At 49.0% G+C, this 17,534-nt stretch carries 17 protein-coding genes and 1 CRISPR repeat array; of the genes, 11 read left to right on the top strand and 6 right to left on the bottom strand.

Annotation, left to right across the window (positions count from 1 at the left end):
- Nucleotides 1–12: 12 nt before the first annotated feature.
- From cas5e to N7E60_RS16950, 6 genes are all read left to right on the top strand, one after another.
- Nucleotides 13–762: a type I-E CRISPR-associated protein Cas5/CasD gene (gene cas5e, locus N7E60_RS16975; RefSeq protein ID WP_269598757.1), complete on the top strand. Its 750-nt coding sequence runs from the start codon at nt 13–15 to the stop codon at nt 760–762.
- Nucleotides 746–1,417 carry a type I-E CRISPR-associated protein Cas6/Cse3/CasE gene (cas6e, locus tag N7E60_RS16970; protein ID WP_332301859.1) on the top strand — a complete coding sequence of 224 codons (672 nt, stop codon included), beginning with the start codon at nt 746–748 and terminating at the stop codon, nt 1,415–1,417. Before cas5e ends, cas6e begins: the two co-directional genes overlap by 17 nt.
- Before the next feature lie 27 nt (nt 1,418–1,444).
- A complete protein-coding gene (cas1e, locus tag N7E60_RS16965; RefSeq protein ID WP_069361018.1) occupies nt 1,445–2,365 on the top strand; it encodes a type I-E CRISPR-associated endonuclease Cas1e in 921 nt (306 codons plus the stop codon).
- Between the two features lie 3 nt (nt 2,366–2,368).
- A complete protein-coding gene (gene cas2e / locus N7E60_RS16960; RefSeq protein ID WP_021022945.1) occupies nt 2,369–2,665 on the top strand; it encodes a type I-E CRISPR-associated endoribonuclease Cas2e in 297 nt (98 codons plus the stop codon).
- A gap of 78 nt (nt 2,666–2,743) precedes the next feature.
- Nucleotides 2,744–3,687: direct repeats of the CRISPR family, unit length 29 nt; unit sequence GTGTTCCCCGTGCCCACGGGGATGAACCG.
- Between the two features lie 175 nt (nt 3,688–3,862).
- Nucleotides 3,863–4,780, top strand: a complete 918-nt coding sequence (locus N7E60_RS16955) for an IS5 family transposase (protein ID WP_269599032.1) — start codon at nt 3,863–3,865, stop codon at nt 4,778–4,780.
- A 159-nt stretch (nt 4,781–4,939) separates the two neighbouring features.
- Nucleotides 4,940–5,263, top strand: coding sequence for a hypothetical protein (locus tag N7E60_RS16950; RefSeq protein WP_069586949.1), 324 nt, complete (start codon nt 4,940–4,942; stop codon nt 5,261–5,263).
- Nucleotides 5,264–5,321: 58 nt separating this feature from the next.
- On the opposite strand, the gene N7E60_RS16945 is transcribed toward N7E60_RS16950, so the two are convergent.
- Both N7E60_RS16945 and N7E60_RS16940 read right to left on the bottom strand, forming a co-directional pair.
- On the bottom strand, nt 5,322–5,492 hold the full coding sequence (locus N7E60_RS16945) for a hypothetical protein (protein ID WP_269598756.1): 171 nt from the start codon (nt 5,490–5,492) through the stop codon (nt 5,322–5,324).
- A gap of 161 nt (nt 5,493–5,653) precedes the next feature.
- Complete coding sequence (locus tag N7E60_RS16940; protein WP_069586948.1) at nt 5,654–6,001, bottom strand: carboxymuconolactone decarboxylase family protein; 348 nt, start codon at nt 5,999–6,001, stop codon at nt 5,654–5,656.
- A 243-nt stretch (nt 6,002–6,244) separates the two neighbouring features.
- On the opposite strand from N7E60_RS16940, the gene N7E60_RS16935 reads away from it, so the two are divergent.
- Entirely contained in the window at nt 6,245–8,203 is a 1,959-nt protein-coding gene (locus tag N7E60_RS16935) for a methyl-accepting chemotaxis protein (RefSeq protein WP_269598755.1), read from the top strand.
- 83 nt (nt 8,204–8,286) lie between these two features.
- Here the strand turns inward: N7E60_RS16935 and N7E60_RS16930 are convergent, their stop codons facing one another.
- Both N7E60_RS16930 and N7E60_RS16925 read right to left on the bottom strand, forming a co-directional pair.
- Nucleotides 8,287–9,672, bottom strand: a complete 1,386-nt coding sequence (locus tag N7E60_RS16930) for a multicopper oxidase family protein (RefSeq protein WP_269599031.1) — start codon at nt 9,670–9,672, stop codon at nt 8,287–8,289.
- 149 nt (nt 9,673–9,821) lie between these two features.
- A complete protein-coding gene (locus tag N7E60_RS16925) occupies nt 9,822–10,595 on the bottom strand; it encodes an EAL domain-containing protein (RefSeq protein ID WP_269598754.1) in 774 nt (257 codons plus the stop codon).
- 338 nt (nt 10,596–10,933) lie between these two features.
- Here N7E60_RS16925 and N7E60_RS16920 point away from each other — a divergent pair, with 338 nt between their 5' ends.
- Complete coding sequence (locus N7E60_RS16920) at nt 10,934–11,548, top strand: DNA-J related domain-containing protein (protein WP_069586945.1); 615 nt, start codon at nt 10,934–10,936, stop codon at nt 11,546–11,548.
- 55 nt (nt 11,549–11,603) lie between these two features.
- Here N7E60_RS16920 and N7E60_RS16915 read toward each other — a convergent pair whose 3' ends face one another.
- Together N7E60_RS16915 and N7E60_RS16910 are read right to left on the bottom strand one after the other, a co-directional pair.
- A complete protein-coding gene (locus N7E60_RS16915) occupies nt 11,604–11,900 on the bottom strand; it encodes a DUF406 family protein (protein WP_269598753.1) in 297 nt (98 codons plus the stop codon).
- Between the two features lie 248 nt (nt 11,901–12,148).
- Nucleotides 12,149–13,804 (bottom strand): AMP-binding protein, encoded by a 1,656-nt coding sequence (locus tag N7E60_RS16910; protein ID WP_269598752.1) that lies wholly within the window; start codon nt 13,802–13,804, stop codon nt 12,149–12,151.
- A 365-nt stretch (nt 13,805–14,169) separates the two neighbouring features.
- On the opposite strand from N7E60_RS16910, the gene N7E60_RS16905 reads away from it, so the two are divergent.
- The 3 genes from N7E60_RS16905 to N7E60_RS16895 all read left to right on the top strand — a co-directional run bounded on the left by N7E60_RS16905 (nt 14,170) and on the right by N7E60_RS16895 (nt 17,242).
- A complete protein-coding gene (locus tag N7E60_RS16905; RefSeq protein ID WP_069586942.1) occupies nt 14,170–14,634 on the top strand; it encodes a TetR family transcriptional regulator in 465 nt (154 codons plus the stop codon).
- 346 nt (nt 14,635–14,980) lie between these two features.
- Complete coding sequence (locus N7E60_RS16900) at nt 14,981–15,826, top strand: magnesium transporter (protein ID WP_269598751.1); 846 nt, start codon at nt 14,981–14,983, stop codon at nt 15,824–15,826.
- Between the two features lie 228 nt (nt 15,827–16,054).
- Nucleotides 16,055–17,242 (top strand): acetate kinase, encoded by a 1,188-nt coding sequence (locus N7E60_RS16895; RefSeq protein ID WP_069586940.1) that lies wholly within the window; start codon nt 16,055–16,057, stop codon nt 17,240–17,242.
- Nucleotides 17,243–17,534 lie beyond the last annotated feature (292 nt).

The following is a 17,534-nucleotide window of genomic DNA, read 5'->3' as shown; positions in this document are numbered from 1 at the left end:
GTGGGAGGCAAGATGCGAGATTATCTTGTTTTTCGATTGTACGGGCCGCTAGCCAGTTGGGGGGAGCCAGCCGTTGGTGGCGACAGACCCACCAGCGCGTATCCGTCGCGTTCAGCCGTACTTGGATTACTTGGGGCGGCACTTGGCATAAAACGGGATGATGAGACGCAGCTTTTGAGCTTGCAAAAAAGCGTATGCATCGGCATCAAACAGTGTGTACCGGGTTCGCTTTTGCGTGACTACCATACCGCGCAGGTGCCGAGTCACGATAAAAAGCGCATACATCGCACGCGCCAAAGTGAATTAAAGACGGGAAAGAAACTACAAACTGTGCTCTCAAAACGTGATTATCGTTGTGATGGCTTGTGGGTAGTTGCAGTGTGGCTCTCTCCCTCGGCTACGATGTCATTAAACGATCTAAAAAAGGCGTTATTAAAGCCTGTGTATCCCCTTTCTTTGGGGAGAAAATCATGTCCACCGGCCTTACCACTACAACCTACCTTGGTGGCCAATGCTGATTTAAAGTCAGCATTAGATATCGATTTTCCAGCGATAACAGCATCAAATAAAAGCGATGCACTCTGGCTGGGGGCGACACCTTATGCGACTTACTTTTGGGAAGGCGATGTGGGAGAAATTGATGATGAGCGCGTATTAACCACCCATCCTTGGGATGAGCCTATCAATCGCGGTCGTTGGCAGTTTAAACAACGTGTTATGCATCAATTGACGGTAAAGGAGGCCAATGATGTATCTGTCTAAAGTCCGGCTACTGTCATCCGCACAAGCAGTTAAACTGATCTCAAAATTTGGCCACAATGGTGCATATAGTGCTCACCAAATCATTTGGCAACTCTTTCGTCATGCGAGTGAACGACCGTTTATATATCGAGAGGAGCAAGATCAAGCCACGGGACGGTCGCTGTTTTATGTGCTTTCAACTATTCGACCACAAGATGAAACTGGTGTGTTTGATCTCCAAACCAAGCTATTTTCGCCCCAGTTATACAATGGTCAGCGACTTCACTTTCAGCTAAGGGTAAACCCGACGATTTGTGTGACAGATGTAAAAGGAAAGCGACAGCGGCACGATGTCCTTATGCATGCTAAAAAGCAGGCGGGGGAAGTGAGCGCTATCGCACTGCAGGAAACTATGGATCAGGCCGCGCAACAATGGCTTTGTGATGAAAATCGATTGTCGCAGTGGGGTATAACATTCGATAACGTGCCAACGATTGAGGGATATACCCAACATCAAAGCTGGAAAAAGAGTGGCGCGCATGTGCAGTTTTCGAGTGTGAATGCTCGCGGTACTTTAACGCTCCAAGACAGCGAACGCTTTTTGGAACAATACGCAAAAGGTTTTGGGCGCGCCAAAGCTATGGGTTGTGGGTTAATGCTGATTCGGCCTGCATAGATATTGGCCAATAAATATGGAGGCATCATGGGGTTCATTCCGTTAAAACCTATCCCGATAAAAGACAGGCGTTCGATGGTTTTTGTCGGGATGGGGCGCATTGACGTGCGTGATGGTGCCTTTGTTGTGATTGATGAGGTGAATGGAGAACGAATGCATATCCCAGTGGGCTCAGTGGTATGCATTATGTTGGAGCCGGGTACGCGCATCAGTCATGCTGCGGTTAAACTCGCGGCAACAACGGGTACATTATTGATTTGGGTCGGTGAAGCAGGGGTGAGACTGTATTCTGTGGGGCAACCTGGCGGTGCGCGGTCTGATCGTCTTTTATACCAAGCGCAGCTTGCGCTTGACCCTGATTTACGTCTAAAAGTCGTGCGTAAAATGTTTGAGCGACGATTTGGTGAGCCGGCGCCTCAAAGACGTAGTGTTGAACAATTACGTGGAATTGAAGGGGCTCGAGTACGCAACAGCTACAAAATATTGGCCAAGCAATACGGCGTTGAATGGCATGGCCGCAACTATGATCCAAATGACTGGGATAAAGGCGATGTGACCAATCAATGTATTAGTGCGGCGACCAGTTGCCTTTATGGCGTGACTGAAGCGGCTATTTTAGCAGCTGGTTACGCGCCGGCGATTGGATTTATCCACTCGGGTAAACCACTTTCGTTTGTTTATGATATTGCAGACATTGTTAAATTTGACACGGTCGTACCACTCGCCTTCAAAGTTGCCGCCTCTTCACCCGCAGCACCTGACAGACAAGTACGCCTTGCTTGTCGTGAACTCTTTAGAACCAGCAAGTTATTGAAAAATATTATTCCGATGATCGAAGAGGTATTAGCGGCAGGTGATATTACACCGCCTGAACCGCCTCATGACGCTCAACCACCAGCTATACCTGAGCCAAAATCAATCGGTGATAGCGGACATAGGAGCGGCTAGATAATGAGTATGCTTGTTGTCGTCACCGAAGCCGTACCGCCAAGGTTACGTGGCAGACTTGCTGTCTGGCTGCTCGAAGTTCGCGCTGGTGTTTATGTGGGCGATGTAACACGTCGCGTGCGGGAAATGATTTGGGAGCAGGTAACAGAACTTGCTGACTCCGGCAACGTGGTGATGTGTTGGGCGATGAATAATGAATCAGGTTTTGACTTTCAAACTTATGGTGAAAACCGTCGGGAGCCTGTCGATTTAGATGGTTTAAGGTTGGTGGTATTCAAGCCGAGTGATGAGGATAAATAAGCCCAGTTTGCTCTTTAAAAAGTTGGTAGAAAAATACAGGTCGATTTTTGTTATATAAAACAGTAATATCCGGTTAGAGTGTTCCCCGTGCCCACGGGGATGAACCGTCGATGTAGCTAAACTCAAGCTGGATGTAGAGGTGTTCCCCGTGCCCACGGGGATGAACCGCTCACACCGCTTTCAACGTGTGAAAACATATTGTGTTCCCCGTGCCCACGGGGATGAACCGACAGCTCTTTTAGGCCAGAGCGAATCGCTGCTGTGTTCCCCGTGCCCACGGGGATGAACCGGCCGCCAGTTGTTCGCGTTCGTCGTCAGGAAGGTGTTCCCCGTGCCCACGGGGATGAACCGCTACCCAAAAGAACCAAACGCCAAAACCATTGGTGTTCCCCGTGCCCACGGGGATGAACCGCCTCACAGCACATGGATTTGTGTTGATGGCGGGTGTTCCCCGTGCCCACGGGGATGAACCGGAAAGTTACATCACCGTTGTGGCCTTTGATGCGTGTTCCCCGTGCCCACGGGGATGAACCGCGTGTGCTCTTTGAAAAAACATACGCGCCAATGTGTTCCCCGTGCCCACGGGGATGAACCGCCAGCTCATTGAATAATTACGGTTCATTTTTGGTGTTCCCCGTGCCCACGGGGATGAACCGGCCAGCGATGACTAGTGTAACGACAGCCAGCAGTGTTCCCCGTGCCCACGGGGATGAACCGTTAGATACGATATTAGGGGAGGTGAACGCCACGTGTTCCCCGTGCCCACGGGGATGAACCGAAATATCAGGTTTTTATCTCGCCAGTTGCGCCGTGTTCCCCGTGCCCACGGGGATGAACCGCAATATACGGATCGCCGATGGTAAAAAAACCCGTGTTCCCCGTGCCCACGGGGATGAACCGGGCAGCGTGGTGTTTGTGTTTGATCCGAACAGGTGTTCCCCGTGCCCACGGGGATGAACCGAGGCTAACTGGAAAATTATTACTGAACTATTGGTGTTCCCCGTGCCCACGGGGATGAACCGACAGTGCCGAAGATACGGAACCCTATGATGGAGGTGTCGATTTAGATGATTGCAGTACTGCAATCTCTCTTGCGATTACTTAGTTAGTGCATCTGCGTGGCGTTGTTTCCTAACTCATTGAACTTATCATCCGAGCCGCGATCAGATCATCAACGCCTCAAACAGGTCACAGATGATGAGCAAAGCCAAGTACAAAATCAGCAATTGGAAGCAATACAATCAAGCACTGATTAATCGTGGTTCGATTACCTTTTGGGTTGATGACGCCGCTATCCAGACTTGGCACTGCAAAGAGCATCATGGCAAACGAGGCAGAGGCTTTACGTTTACCGATGGTGCCATTGAAACAGCACTGATGGTTAAAGGCATTTTCAAGCTCCCTCTTCGCGCCCTTCAAGGCTTTCTCGACTCGATATTTAGTTTGATGGACGTACCGCTAAAATCGCCGTCATACAGTTGTATCAGTAAACGGGCGAAGACGGTTGAAGTTAATTACCGATTACCCAGTTGTGGGCCCGTTGCTCACCTCGTCATTGATGCCACCGGTTTAAAAGTGTTTGGCGAGGGAGAATGGAAAATGCGCAAACATGGCAAGGAAAAATGCGGTGTTTGGCGCAAGCTTCATCTCGCGATTGATGACAGTACACATGAAGTGATTTCTGCCGTTGTTAGCTTGGCCACTGTCGGTGACAATGAAGCCCTGCCGACACTACTCAATCCGTTACGCCGAAAAATCGCCCAAGTCAGTGCTGACGGCGCTTATGATACTAAGGCGTGTCATCAAGTGCTCAGGAGAAAAGGTATCAAACCGACCATCCCACCGCGCAGTAATGCGGGTTATTGGGAGAATGATCATCCTCGCAATGCAGCCGTCAGCGCCTTAAAGTCGGGTAACTTAGAAGACTGGAAAAAAGAAGAGGGTTATCACCAACGCTCTCTGTCAGAAACAGGCATGTCTCGATACAAAACGTTAATCAGCCCTCAGCTGACACTACGTAACTACGATGCACAAGTTGGCGAAGCATTGGCCAACGTGAAAGCAATAAACAAAGTCATAAGGCTTGGTATGCCTGTTAGCTACCGAGTTGATTGATGGGAGAAATCCCATTGGGATCAGTGCTTTGGGTGACTGATTTGACCAACAATGCCCATCTGCGTTATCGTAGTTATGTTGTTTTCTTATTAATTAATATCGCCTTTTATAGCAGTTAGGGGTGGTCGCTATGGTTTCTCTATTTGATAAGGAGCTTATATGGATTCTCAGCGATTTTGGTTTGTTCTAGCTTGTGTTTTCACTTTGCTCGGCGTTGTGGCGGCTTACGGATGGCTCGTAGAAACCGTCAAATTTGGTGGTTTTATTGCAACGGGTAGTCTGCTCCTTGCAATGGGTTGTTTTCGATTTGCTATTAAAAATAAAGACCCTGATGTCATTTTTGGGGCGTGGGGTGGGGTTGAAAACGCTCCTAATATTACGGAAGAGTGGGTAGGAGAAAAGGTTCTAAAAGACTCAATTGAAATGGACCCAGGCTTTGTAGGGTCGCTTGCATGGTTAGCAAACCCTGATAGATTAGAATAAGTATCTGCGTAAAAAACCCAGCTTTGGAAGCTGGGTTTTTTTGGCTTTTTTAAAAGAATTACAAGCCTTTCAACGCGTTCGCATCAACCTTTGGCTTGTCCCCAAAGTTGTCCGGCTCTGGAGGTGGTGCAGGTTTATCTTCTTCAAGCGGTTGGAAGACATTAAATTCACCGCCCCCATCGACTTTTTGTCGCCGCTGAGCATTGCTTTGATTATTCAAAGATTCCATTACATAGGTTCTTTTGCCTTAGGGATACTTCCCCGTGCCCATGGGGATAAACCGCAACTCGCTGTCCTTGTATTCATAGAGATGCTATTTGTGGTAGCACTGACGAGACTTATTGAGAAGGCCGATACCTCAATAACTCGGCCTTTGACTATATAAATAAACTAGCAATTGCTAAGCTGCTCAACCGCCTCTAGGGCTTGCGCACCATAAATCAACGACGGGCCGCCGCCCATTAAAATGGCAACGTTGATCGCCTCAACACACTCTTGCTTGGTGGCGCCGTGTTTCAATGCGGCGGCTACGTGTGCACCAATACAGCCATCGCAACGCGCGGCAATACCAATCCCTAATGCAATCAGCTCTTTGGTTTTTACATCAAGGTCGCCTTCTGCCATTGCGGCACGATGAAGCTGACCAAATGCCGCCAGAGTCTCACTGCTGTTTGCTTTAAATTGTTTATTTAACGCCAATTGTTGCTCATTGATTTCTTGATAGTTTTTCTTGGTCATAGTCCCACCTTTTATTTTAGCTTTGACTAATATATTTGCTTTGTGTGTAGGATGCAATCCGTGTCCATGATTTATAATTGATTGCCTAGAAATCTTTCTCACCCTATTGGTTTCGGTTTGCCAGCGCCGTTAAATCCGATTTTTTATGGCTGCCTGAAAATGCCTGTTCTAGTCTCAATAAGTCACTATTGATAGTTTACATGTTAATGCTGAACGGTAGGTAGTCACTGACGGGGGTCAGTTATGAGTATTAAAAAACGCATTTTAGCCATTGTGTTGACAGGGGTGGTACTGCCAACCCTGATTATTAGTGTCGTCGCTTTGTATAAGTTTCGAACAAGTACCCTAGTCAGCTACGAACAAAGCTCATACAAAGAAATGCAGCACATTGGTAATGCGTTTAAGTTCTATCTACAAGGCCTGTCTGCCAACGCGAAAATGTTAGCCAATAGCCAAGCGTTGCAAGAGCTTGATGGCAGTGTCGCCAAATACATGGGCCCGTCAAAGCCAATGACATCGCTTCAGAATAGTCCGGTCGAAGCCCGTGCGTTTAAATTATTGGATGCAATGGGCAACTCGCGCGATGATTTCGCCTATGTCTTTTTGGGCTTAAGCGATGGCGGCTACATTCAATGGCCGCAGGGGGAGTCTGGCGATTACGATCCTCGGCAGCGCCCTTGGTATCAAACCGGATTAGGAAGTGGTAATAACCCTGTGCGCGTGCCGGCATACCAAGATATTACATCGGGCGCACCTTTACTGGATTATGTGATGGAGTTTCCCGCGCAAGATGGGTTAACCGGGGTGGTGGGTGTTGATGTTACCTTGGAGGCATTGACCAATATGCTTGGCGAGGTCACGCTCGGCCAGTCAGGTTACATTGTGCTGGTGGAAGATACCGGCACCGTCTTGGCCGATCCTAATAACCCAGATAACAACTTTGAATCCGTGGATAGTGTGAATAGCGTCTACAGCGGTCAATCGCTAAGCCGTGCGCTCAAGGCGGTGTCATTTGATGGTGAGTCTTATTTTGTTAACCAGTATCAAGCGCCCGATAGCGGCTGGCGTTTAATTGGTATTGTGCCGCAGCAAGAAGTGTTGGGGCAGGTGAATCAACTGCAAACCGTGATTATCTCGATTGGTGTGCTTTTAGTGTTGATTTTCGGGGTGCTGGGCTTCTTTATGGTCAACCGCATCTCTGCCTCGATTGTTGCGGTGAGTGATGGGCTCAGTGATGCGGCAAGCGGTGAAGGTGACTTAACTAAACGTTTGCCGGTAACCAGCAAAGATGAGCTAGGCACGACCGCCACTGCCTTTAACCAGTTTGTGGATGTGATCCAAGAGCTGATTATTGGCATTAAAGATCGCTCGCTGAAACTTACATCTCATGCCGATCATACCACCCAGTTTGCTGAGCAGCTGGATGGTGCGAGTCATCAGCAGCGCTCAGGGCTCGAGCAGATTGCGACCGCGTTCCATCAAATGGTCGCGACGGCCAATGAGGTATCGCAAAACTGTAATCAGACGGCCGATTCGGCGCAGCAATGCCAATCAGAAGTTGATCGCGGCATGGCCTTGATGAATAACACGCGCGCCGCAGTGCAAGAAATGGCGACCACGCTCAACGAAGCGGATAGCGCTATGGCTGAGCTTACGAGAGAAAACGACAATATCACCGCTATGCTGGATACCATTCGTGGTATTGCCGAGCAAACCAACCTATTGGCGCTTAATGCGGCGATAGAGTCTGCACGTGCGGGGGAGCATGGGCGAGGCTTTGCCGTAGTGGCGGATGAGGTTCGGGTGCTGTCGCAAAAGACCACCAAATCGACCGAAGAAATTGACGAGTTGTTACAAGCCTTGACTCAACGGACTAGCCAGCTGTCAGAAAAGCTACAGGGCAGTGTGGAACACTCGCAGACGACCACCGAGGCAACCGAAGAAGCCCTGAGTGTATTTGGTACTATTCAAGAGTTGGTGGGGCAGATCCATGATATGGCCGCGCAAATTGCCACCGCAACAGAAGAGCAGCACTCGGTATCGGAAGACATTAATCAGAATGTGACCAACGTATTGGATGGTGCGAATAGTGCCGCTGAAACCGCGGAACAAACTAACGCAACGGCGGCCGAGTTACGTATGGTGGCGACTGAACTCTCAGAGTTGGTAAACCGATTCAAAACCGACAAACCCAGCACATAACGGCACTATCTTTAAACAGGAGCGCCAAAGAGGAACGGCGAGCGGGTAGGCTCGCCGTTTTATTGTGCACGTGATGTTTATCGCTACACTACTTCAACAAACCCCATTAGACCGGTTTTCATGTGCTCAATGACATGACAATGATACATCCACCGGCCAGGGTTATCGGCCACAAAGGCTGCCTTGGCGTGGCCATTTTTACCCAATAGCACGGTATCGGTATGGAAAGGTGTCACGGGTTTACCGTCCATTTCCAGCACGGTAAAGGTATGACCATGTAAATGGATTGGGTGGTGGTACTGAGTAACATTCTTTAAATCGAAAATATAGGTTTTGCCCCGTTCGAGCGTTGCGATCGGATCGGGAATATTGCCTTTGCTCATTCCCTCCCATGCGCGTTTGTTCATCAGCCAAAATTCGTGCTTCCCTTTGCCTTGCTTATCGGCGGGTGTGATTGCGCCGGCCCATTCAAAGACAAAGTGTCGCGTTTCCGCATTCGCCAAGTCAGGAGTGGCCACTGGATTAAGTGGCAGGGCGGGCAAAGGTTTTTCGACCAAGGTGGATGGCGTTGTGGTAAAGCTAGCCAGTAGGAAAGGAAAACGGCCTTTCATGTACATGATCTCAACATTGGTTCCGGCTTTGGGGGCGACCAAACCAATATCGAGTCGCATACCGGGCGCGATCTTGTGCTCTTCGAGTCGTCGAGGCGTCGCGATCGGATTACCGTCAATGGCAACAATCCAAGCGTCCGCACCGCGGACTTGAATAGGATAAGTCAGGGTATTATCGACGTTGGCTAAACGCAGGCGAGTGGTGGCTTTTTCTTGTAGTTCATACTTAGGTTGATGAACACCGTTCACCGTGCCCCATTCACCCGGCGTTCCCATTCGGGCGCTGTAACGAGGAATGGCGAGATCTTTCCATTTCCCTTGGGGGTCGAGGTGCCAATGTTTGAGCATGAGTACATGCTCTTCGTCAAACGCGACCGGTGACGCTTCTTCCACCACAATGGTGCCCACCAAGCCTTTGCCCAATTGCACCACAGAGTTCATGTGAGGATGATACCAAAAGGTGCCAGCGTCAGGCGGTGTAAAGCGATAAGTAAAGGTTTCGCCCGGCTGAATAGGGGGTTGGGATAAAAAGGGTACACCGTCCATTTCAATCGGAATACGGAGTCCATGCCAATGAATGGTGGTGGGTTCATTAAGGTTATTGGTAAAGTGAATCGTCACGGGCTCGCCCTGACGGCAGCGAATCGTGGGCGCAGGGATCTTGCCGTTAAATGCCAATACATCCGTTTGATGGCCGGGCACTAAAGATGCTGTGCTTGGCTCAGCGCTTAAGTGATATTCCCACATGCCATTATCTCGTGATGCGGATACCAGCGAACAAGCAGGAAGGGCGGACAACGCAGCGAAAGCAGCGGAAGATTGGAGAAAGCGACGTCGAGTGAGGCCATGCACTGGCATGCCTTGGTCACGGCAAGTCATAAGAATACCTTTCGAATCAAATAATCAACTTACTATACCGTGAACGAGTCAAAGTGAGAAAGATTATCAATTGACCCTGTGAGGCAGTTAAAATAAGCCAGCAACAGACTGCTGGCTCGATAGTCGGATTATTGACGGTGAAAAATGTCGAGGCCAGATGCTTGATTTATGGCGGGTAATGCTTCGAATTCAGGCTTGGCAATATAATACCCTTGGAAGAAGTCGATGCCTAAATCATGCAAGCAACGTAATTCTTTCTCCGTCTCTATCCCTTCGGCAATAATTTGACGCCCTAGCTCCTCACACATTGCCACACTGTGGCGAACAATGGCCTGTTTCACTGGGTCAGTATCAATATCTCTCACCAGCGCCATATCGATTTTAATAATATTGGTATCAATATTAGCCAGTGCCGTTAAGCCAGAGTAACCGGCGCCGAAATCATCAATGGCGGTAATAAAGCCTTGCGAGCGGTAATAGCGAATAATGCGTTGAATATGATCATAATCAAGCACTTCTTCCCCTTCGGTAAACTCAAACAAGATGCGATCGAGCGGAAACTGGTGTTCGCGCGCGGCTTTAAGGGTGGTTTGAATGCAACGTTCGGGCTCGTAAACAGCATTAGGCATAAAGTTAATGCTCAAAAAGCAGGGGATCTCGAGCTTTGCCGCTAATGACACCGCTTTAATACGGCAGGTCTGATCAAATTGGTACTGATTGTCGGCATTCACATGCTTAAACACACTGCCCGCACCGCTACCATCCATGCCTCGTACCAGCGCTTCGTATGCGAACACACGCCCAGTGGATAATTGAACAATGGGCTGAAAGGCCATTGAAAAGGCAAAAGGGAGCGGTTTTTTGTTTTTGCAGGCATCACATTGGGAGGCGGAATGTGTCATAGATTTAAATATCAATGAAATAAAGGTGTTTTCACAATAGTAGATGGTGCGTGTCTTTAATGCGAGTCAAGGTGTCTAATCTCTGCGCCACGACGAGTTATCTACAATGAGAAATTAAGTTGGCACTAGATATGCTTAATAATTAAGCGGCAATATCAGGCGCTTTTTTGACGTCGCGCGATACAAAAAGTATGGCATACGGATGAACAAGCTGCTTTTTGCTGATAATGGCGACAAAGTGACCAAATTTGGTTTATACCTTAATAAGGTTGTTAAACGACCGAAAATACCAGATGTGCCGGTTCAAGGTAGCTGGCCAGTGACAGAGGATGAACGTCATGCTTGCTGAAAAACGGGATGAAATAGACAACCCCCTGATTTGGCCAATACTCAGTATCTTGGAATCTACGCGACAAAGCTGGAAAGTGCATCACCTTCTCAGTGAGTTGCAAAAAAACACCATCATGGCAGAGCTGGATGCTGACCCGCATCTTGATCTGTTTAAGCGCAATTTTTTGATAATGAATGCGCTATACCAACTGCAAGAGATGTTGCTACCTCAGCAGTGGTTGCAGGTGGAGTCAATGGACATTCAATTGCAGTGGCGTGTTGGCGGTAATGGTTTTGTGGCAAACGAAATCGATTATCAAGATCCACTCCGTGAATATTACATGGATTGGAACAACTACGACGCTAGCCGAGACGATGTCAAAGAGCTTCTATCGTCGTTTTGGAAGCATTATCAACGCCATATTGGTAATGATGCACCGGGCGAAACCATGCTGGAGCGCAAAAAAGCGCTAACCGTACTTGGGTTGGATGAGCACGCTAGTGAGCATGAGATCCGTCGACAGTGGCGTAAAATGGCGTTGAAGTGGCACCCAGACCGTCCAGAAGGCGATGCGACCACGTTTCGTGAAATGTGCGAGGCTTGGCAAAGCCTGCGTCTTTAATTCCGCCCTCAGCAAGCAAATACAGGGTGTGGTGACACACCCTGTATGGTAGTGGTTAGGCGTTGTTGAGGCCACGGCTGCGTAGCTCAAAGATAAGCTTTTCAGCGCTGCATTCAAATTGCATTTTGATATGTGCACTGTCGCCGCTAATTTGCTCGGCGTTAAAGTCGTGCTTGACGGCAGGGTTAATACTTTGTGCGAGCGAGAGGTACTGCTCAAAGCGCGCCAGCATTGCCTCGACGCTGTCGGCATGAATCGTCACTTCCGCGACTTCATCTCCTTCTGAGATAATATAACCAATTTCCGCGCTTACACCGCACGCGTCACATGCGTCAGTTTGATTCTCTTTCATGGTTGTCCCCTACGAGATAAAGCTGCAGGCGTCAAAATAGGCTTATCGCCTGCAATAAAGATGTCATGCTGATCTTTAGCAGAGTCTTGATTGTGGCACATTGAGATAGGTCAGGTTTTGCAGGAGTTTGTAGCACGATGCATCATTGTCAGCAATCACATTGTAAGCAATAGGTGGCGAATAAAAAATCACCCACCATCAGCGTACGCCAATCGTGGGTGAATGTCAGGACATCTTGGTAGAATGCGCTAGACCCAGTCTTCTTCCCATTGGACTAAGGTGCCTTTTGGCCAGTTTGCGCCAACCTCGTGGTACTCTTGCTCTAGCTTATGGCGGCGAATTTTAAGTGTTGGCGTGAGTTTTCCGTTCTCAATGCTCCAAGGTTCTTTGATCATCAACACGCCTTTGATTTGCTGGTGGGACTCCAGCTCACCGTTGATGGTATCAATTACCTTTTTCACGCGGCGCTCATAGCGGGCCCGATCAAAGTGCGGGAAGTGGTGCGGCAAAGCAAGCAAAATAGGCGCAGGCATGCCAGAGCCGATCACACAGAGCATCTCAGCGTTAGACAGCTCAAATAAACGTTTTTCAATCGCCACAGGGGCAACAAATTTGCCTTTTGCGGTCTTGAAGGTATCGTTTTTACGCCCTGAGATACTCAGGTAGCCTTCACTATCGAGTTCGCCTAAATCCCCCGTGTGTAGCCAACCATCCACCAAGGTTTCGGCTGTGGCTTCCTCATTTTTGTAATAGCCACTAAATAGGCCCTGACTTTTGACTAAGATCTCCTGATCATCGGCTATCTTGATTTCAACGCCGGGTCCTGCATTGCCGACGGTGCCAATTTTGTCAGCCCTAAATGGATAGTTGAGTGTGCTGTATGCGTAGCTTTCGGTCATTCCCCAGGCTTCGGTGATATGTAGGCCCAATTTTTCATACCAACGCAATAGTGCTGGGGCAACCGGTGCTGAGCCACAGCCCAATACGCGCGCTTGATCAAGACCAAGGTTCTTCGCGATTTTCTTTTTAATCAAACCACCGACAAGAGGAATGCTCAGCAGTAAATTCAAACGAGCATCAGGTAGTTTCTCTTGAATGCGCTGTTGGAACAGGGTCCACAAACGCGGTACCGAAATGAAAAGCGTTGGGCGATGCATTTTGACATCTTCAATAAAGGTATCGAGCGACTCTGGGAACGCGGTTGGGATCCCACCCATAATGGCCGACCCCATGATGTATACGCGTTCGGTGATATGGGCCAATGGCAGATACGAGAACAAACGATCGTTCGGCTCGATACCAATGTGGTCAATCAGGCGTTGCGCGGACCAACAATAGCCACCGTAGCTCAGAATGGCGCCTTTGGGGAGCCCAGAGGTGCCAGAGGTATACACTAGAGACATCACATCATTATCGAGATGAACCGGACGCTCTTCGGTAGGTTCGTGACTCGCGGCTAACTCCTGCCAGTCATAGTGGCAATCCACCGTAGGATATGGAAATGCGATAGTCTTAATGTGTGATAGGGTCTGTAACGACGCTTTTAGCGCTTTGGTGTCATCCAGTTTGCCGACAAACATGGCCTTAGATTCACTGTGCGTGACCACGTGCTCAATGGTGTCGCTGCCGGCCGTTGGAAAAATGGGCACGCTGATGTAACTGCCCATCATCATCGCCAGATCAGCAATAAACCATTCCGCACAGTTTTTAGAAATTAGCGCCACCTTGTCACCGGGTTGCAAGCCCATGTCACGTAATGCTGTGACCATACGCATCGCCTGATCAGCGACGTCTGCAAAGGTGTAATCCACGAAGCGGCGATCGCGAATTTGGCGTAAAAATACGTGGTTAGGGCGTTCGTCGGCCCAGCGTAAAATCTGATCGTGTGGTTTGATGTGTGACATTGGACTTCCTCGTTGTCGCAACGTGATTCATACGTCTAACTGTTATAATAATGTTAACTTACTGACCCTGCCTGCATTTACGCAAGGCAATTGTTTAAACATGTGTTCAAATTATGACTGTCGGCACTATTTACACCAATAAGTCCTCATTTTTTGGGCTGTTTTCACACTTATCTATCAAGGTATTAGCAGAACTTTGATCCGCTTCAGCGAGTCTTTGGTGTGTTTCGTGTCAGGCTTTCTATTGCACTCTGTACTATCTTTATGGCGAGCCGTGGCGCAAATGCATTGCCTGCCAACCTATTGCAACATGCAGATGATTATTGCCCGCCATGCTGACGGAGACTGGGGAGAACACATTACACATGCCAAAACGCAGTAAGGCCCAAACACAACAGACGATCGAGACCATTCTTGATGCCGCGAAGCAGCAACTCCTGACGTTGGGCTACGAGGGCATGTCGTATACCACCCTCAGTGAAGCGACGGGGGTATCTCGTACTGGTATCAGTCATCACTTTCCGCGCAAACAAGATTTTATGGCTGCGCTCGAACCTGTACTGCTCGATAGTTTGATGGGTACGCTTGAGACGGAGGGAACTGTTAACCAGTTAATGCAAAGTTGGATGCAGGCGATGCATGCCGATGGTGAGTTCAAAGCCATCTTACGATTGTGTTTCTACTTACTGATCAGTGGCAAAGCCGACAATGGCGTCGCCTTTCGCTGTTTACGTAAATTGCAGACAGATTGTGAAAAGCAGATGAATACTGATCTGACCGTTGCTTTTTCACAGCTGCTAGGCGCCAGTTTATTGATGTGCCGTCAGTAAGCGGCATCGGTCCGTTGAGCCTGCATAATAATTGACATAACACGACGATATCACGCCATTCGCTTACCAAAATTTGACAGACAGGCGCGATGCCTTTTGATAAACTCGCCACGCTTTTACAGCACCAGACCTTTTTTGGAGATAACTATGAACAATACCGACCATCCTCCTAGTCGATACGGAGAAAAATAACTGCCGTTGGTATTGGTCCTTCCTTTTACCAGCGCAGTCGCAGCTGGTTTCCCGCTCTGTTTTTCTCCTTTCTCGATGTAACGCTTAATCACGCCCTTTTAGCGTGAGGTTCGTTGTTGATGGTCGTTACCTGTTGCCAATCGGGAGATTCGCCATGACGGTAATGAACAACACTTTTGACTACGCCACTGCGTTTTCCACTGCAGAAATCGTGGCGGCACGTAATGCGTTTTTACAATACGATATCGACAAGCAAGTCGAGCTGCTTACCGTGATGCCGGTTGAGGAGTCGATGGGCATTTTGCATCACTGCTCGGTGGCTCATGTACAGCATTTGCTGAATGCGCTGGATGCGCAGGGGTTTGACCGCGAAGCCCGTGAATATGCCAACCATTTAGGCTTTATTCACTCAGAAGCGGAACCAGCGAAAAGCTACCTCTCTACTGGCGTGTTTGCACATGTTAAGCAGCGGATTGGCTGGATTGTCGGACTGGCGCTGCTTGGTATCGTTTCTGGGATGATCATTGCTCAGTACGAAGATACCTTAAGCCAGCTTGTTCTGTTGGCTGTGTATATGCCAGTGATTGCGGCGGCGGGAGGCAATACCGGCTCCCAAGCGGCAACCTTGGTGGTGAGGGCGCTAGCAACGGGAGAGCTTCGCAAACGTCAGTGGCTCAAAGTGATGTGGAAAGAGGCCCGCGTCGCGGTATTTATTGGTGTGGCGATTGCTGCAGTCATGATGGTGAGGATTTTACTGTTCAACCACAACGCGACGGTAGGCGCGTTTGCACTGCACGATATTGCGGTTGCGATTGCGTTGGCCCTGTTTATTCAGGTGACCATCTCCACAACGCTTGGCGGATTACTGCCGATTGTGGCGCGTGCATGTCATCTTGATCCTGCGGTATTGGTTAGCCCGGTGCTTGCGTCTGTGGTGGATATCTCCGGAATGTGGATTTATTTCACCGTGGTCAATACCTACCTCGGTATTGGTAGCTAGCCCGAAGAGTGGCGCCCATGTGGCGCCATTTTTTATCTACGCTTATGGTCAGTGATAGCGAGCACGTTGGGTTTTGCGTATTCGATACGCACTTAGCTTGATCTTACGCAGTAAATTGCTGGGTAACTGTGCTATCGCTATCACAACAGTTGAATTATTAAAAAATATTTTAATAATGGAAAAGGCGGCGTGATGCCGCGATTCAATTTCTGCCAATAAGGTAACCCTATGAGTGATGCACTGGTACTCGTTATTAATTCAGGTAGCTCGTCGTTAAAATTTGCCCTGATGGATGCGCAAACTGGCGATGCTGTGATTTCCGGCGCTGGAGAATGCTTTGGGCGCGATGACGCGCGGATGAGCTGGAAAGTCGACGGTGAAAAAACCGAGAAAACCTTAAGTGCAGGAAGCAACCACCACCAAGAGGCCATGGACATCATTGTGGGCCTTATCGAAAGCAACCAATTGAGTGATAAACTGCAGGCTGTTGGCCACCGTGTGGTACATGGCGGTGAAACCTTCAGCCAAGCCACCTTAATTGACGATGCTGTACTGGCGCAAATTGATGCGCTAAAAGCCTTGGCGCCATTGCATAACCCAGCACATGTGGTGGGCATTAAAGCGGCACGTAAAGCCTTCCCAAGTTTGCCACAAGTGGCGGTTTTCGATACGGCATTCCATCAAACGATGCCAGAAAAAGCTTACCATTACGCGATTTCGCGTCAGCTCTACAACGATTACGGTATTCGCCGCTATGGCTTCCACGGCACTAGCCATTACTACGTAAGCCGTGAAGCGGCAAAATGGCTTAACCAAGCGCCTGAACAAACTAACGTCATCACCGTACACCTTGGTAACGGTGCCTCTTTGTGTGCGGTCAAAGACGGTCAAAGTGTCGATACCAGCATGGGCTTTACGCCTTTAGCCGGTTTGATGATGGGCACACGCTGTGGTGATATCGACCCATCTATTCTGGAGTTTTTGTCGAAAAAAGGGCTCAGCATGGATCAAATCCACCATGAGCTGATCGATAAAGCCGGTTTACTCGGTGTTTCGGAATTAACGAACGATTGCCGAGGCTTGGTCGAGGCGGCAGAGCAGGGCCATAAAGGTGCACAATTAGCGCTAGAAATGTTTGCTTATCGCGTTGCAAAATTCATCGCAAGTTACATGGTGCCGTTATCTCGCTTGGATGCGATTGTTTTCACAGGCGGAATTGGCGAAAACTCCCTGCCAGTGCGTGAGATGATCCTCAAAGAGCTGGCTATTTTCGGCTATCAAGCGGATGCCGATGCCAACGCCGCCGCGCGTTTTGGTGCCGCAGGGCAAATCACCACCCAAGCGTCGCCGCTTGCATTGGTGATCCCAACCAACGAAGAGTTAGTGATCGCACAACAAGCCATGGCAATGGCCTAACTTTCGTACCTCCTCGGATATCAGGCGAGCCTCAAGGCTCGCTTTTTTATGCTTAATCAACGAGACAGCTTATGTTCAGTTTTATGTTGTTACTCTAACACCAAAAAAGGTTGGTTAGGTATGAAACTGTATAACGTCATAAGCCGCTACTTTTTAGAAACTCTCGTGCTTGGCGGTGCCTTTGTCATTGGCGCTTGGTTAGTGTTTGCGGGATGATACAGGGCTGACCATTGGTCACGGTATCGTTGGGCGACACCAAAACAGGCGCAATTTAATCGCGCCTGTTTTGCTA

It is taken from the genome of Salinivibrio proteolyticus, from assembly GCF_027286365.1.
GTDB classification, from domain to species: Bacteria; Pseudomonadota; Gammaproteobacteria; order Enterobacterales; family Vibrionaceae; genus Salinivibrio; species Salinivibrio proteolyticus.
Note: the sequence above shows the minus strand (reverse complement) of the source record. Positions and strands in the feature narration are given on the sequence as shown.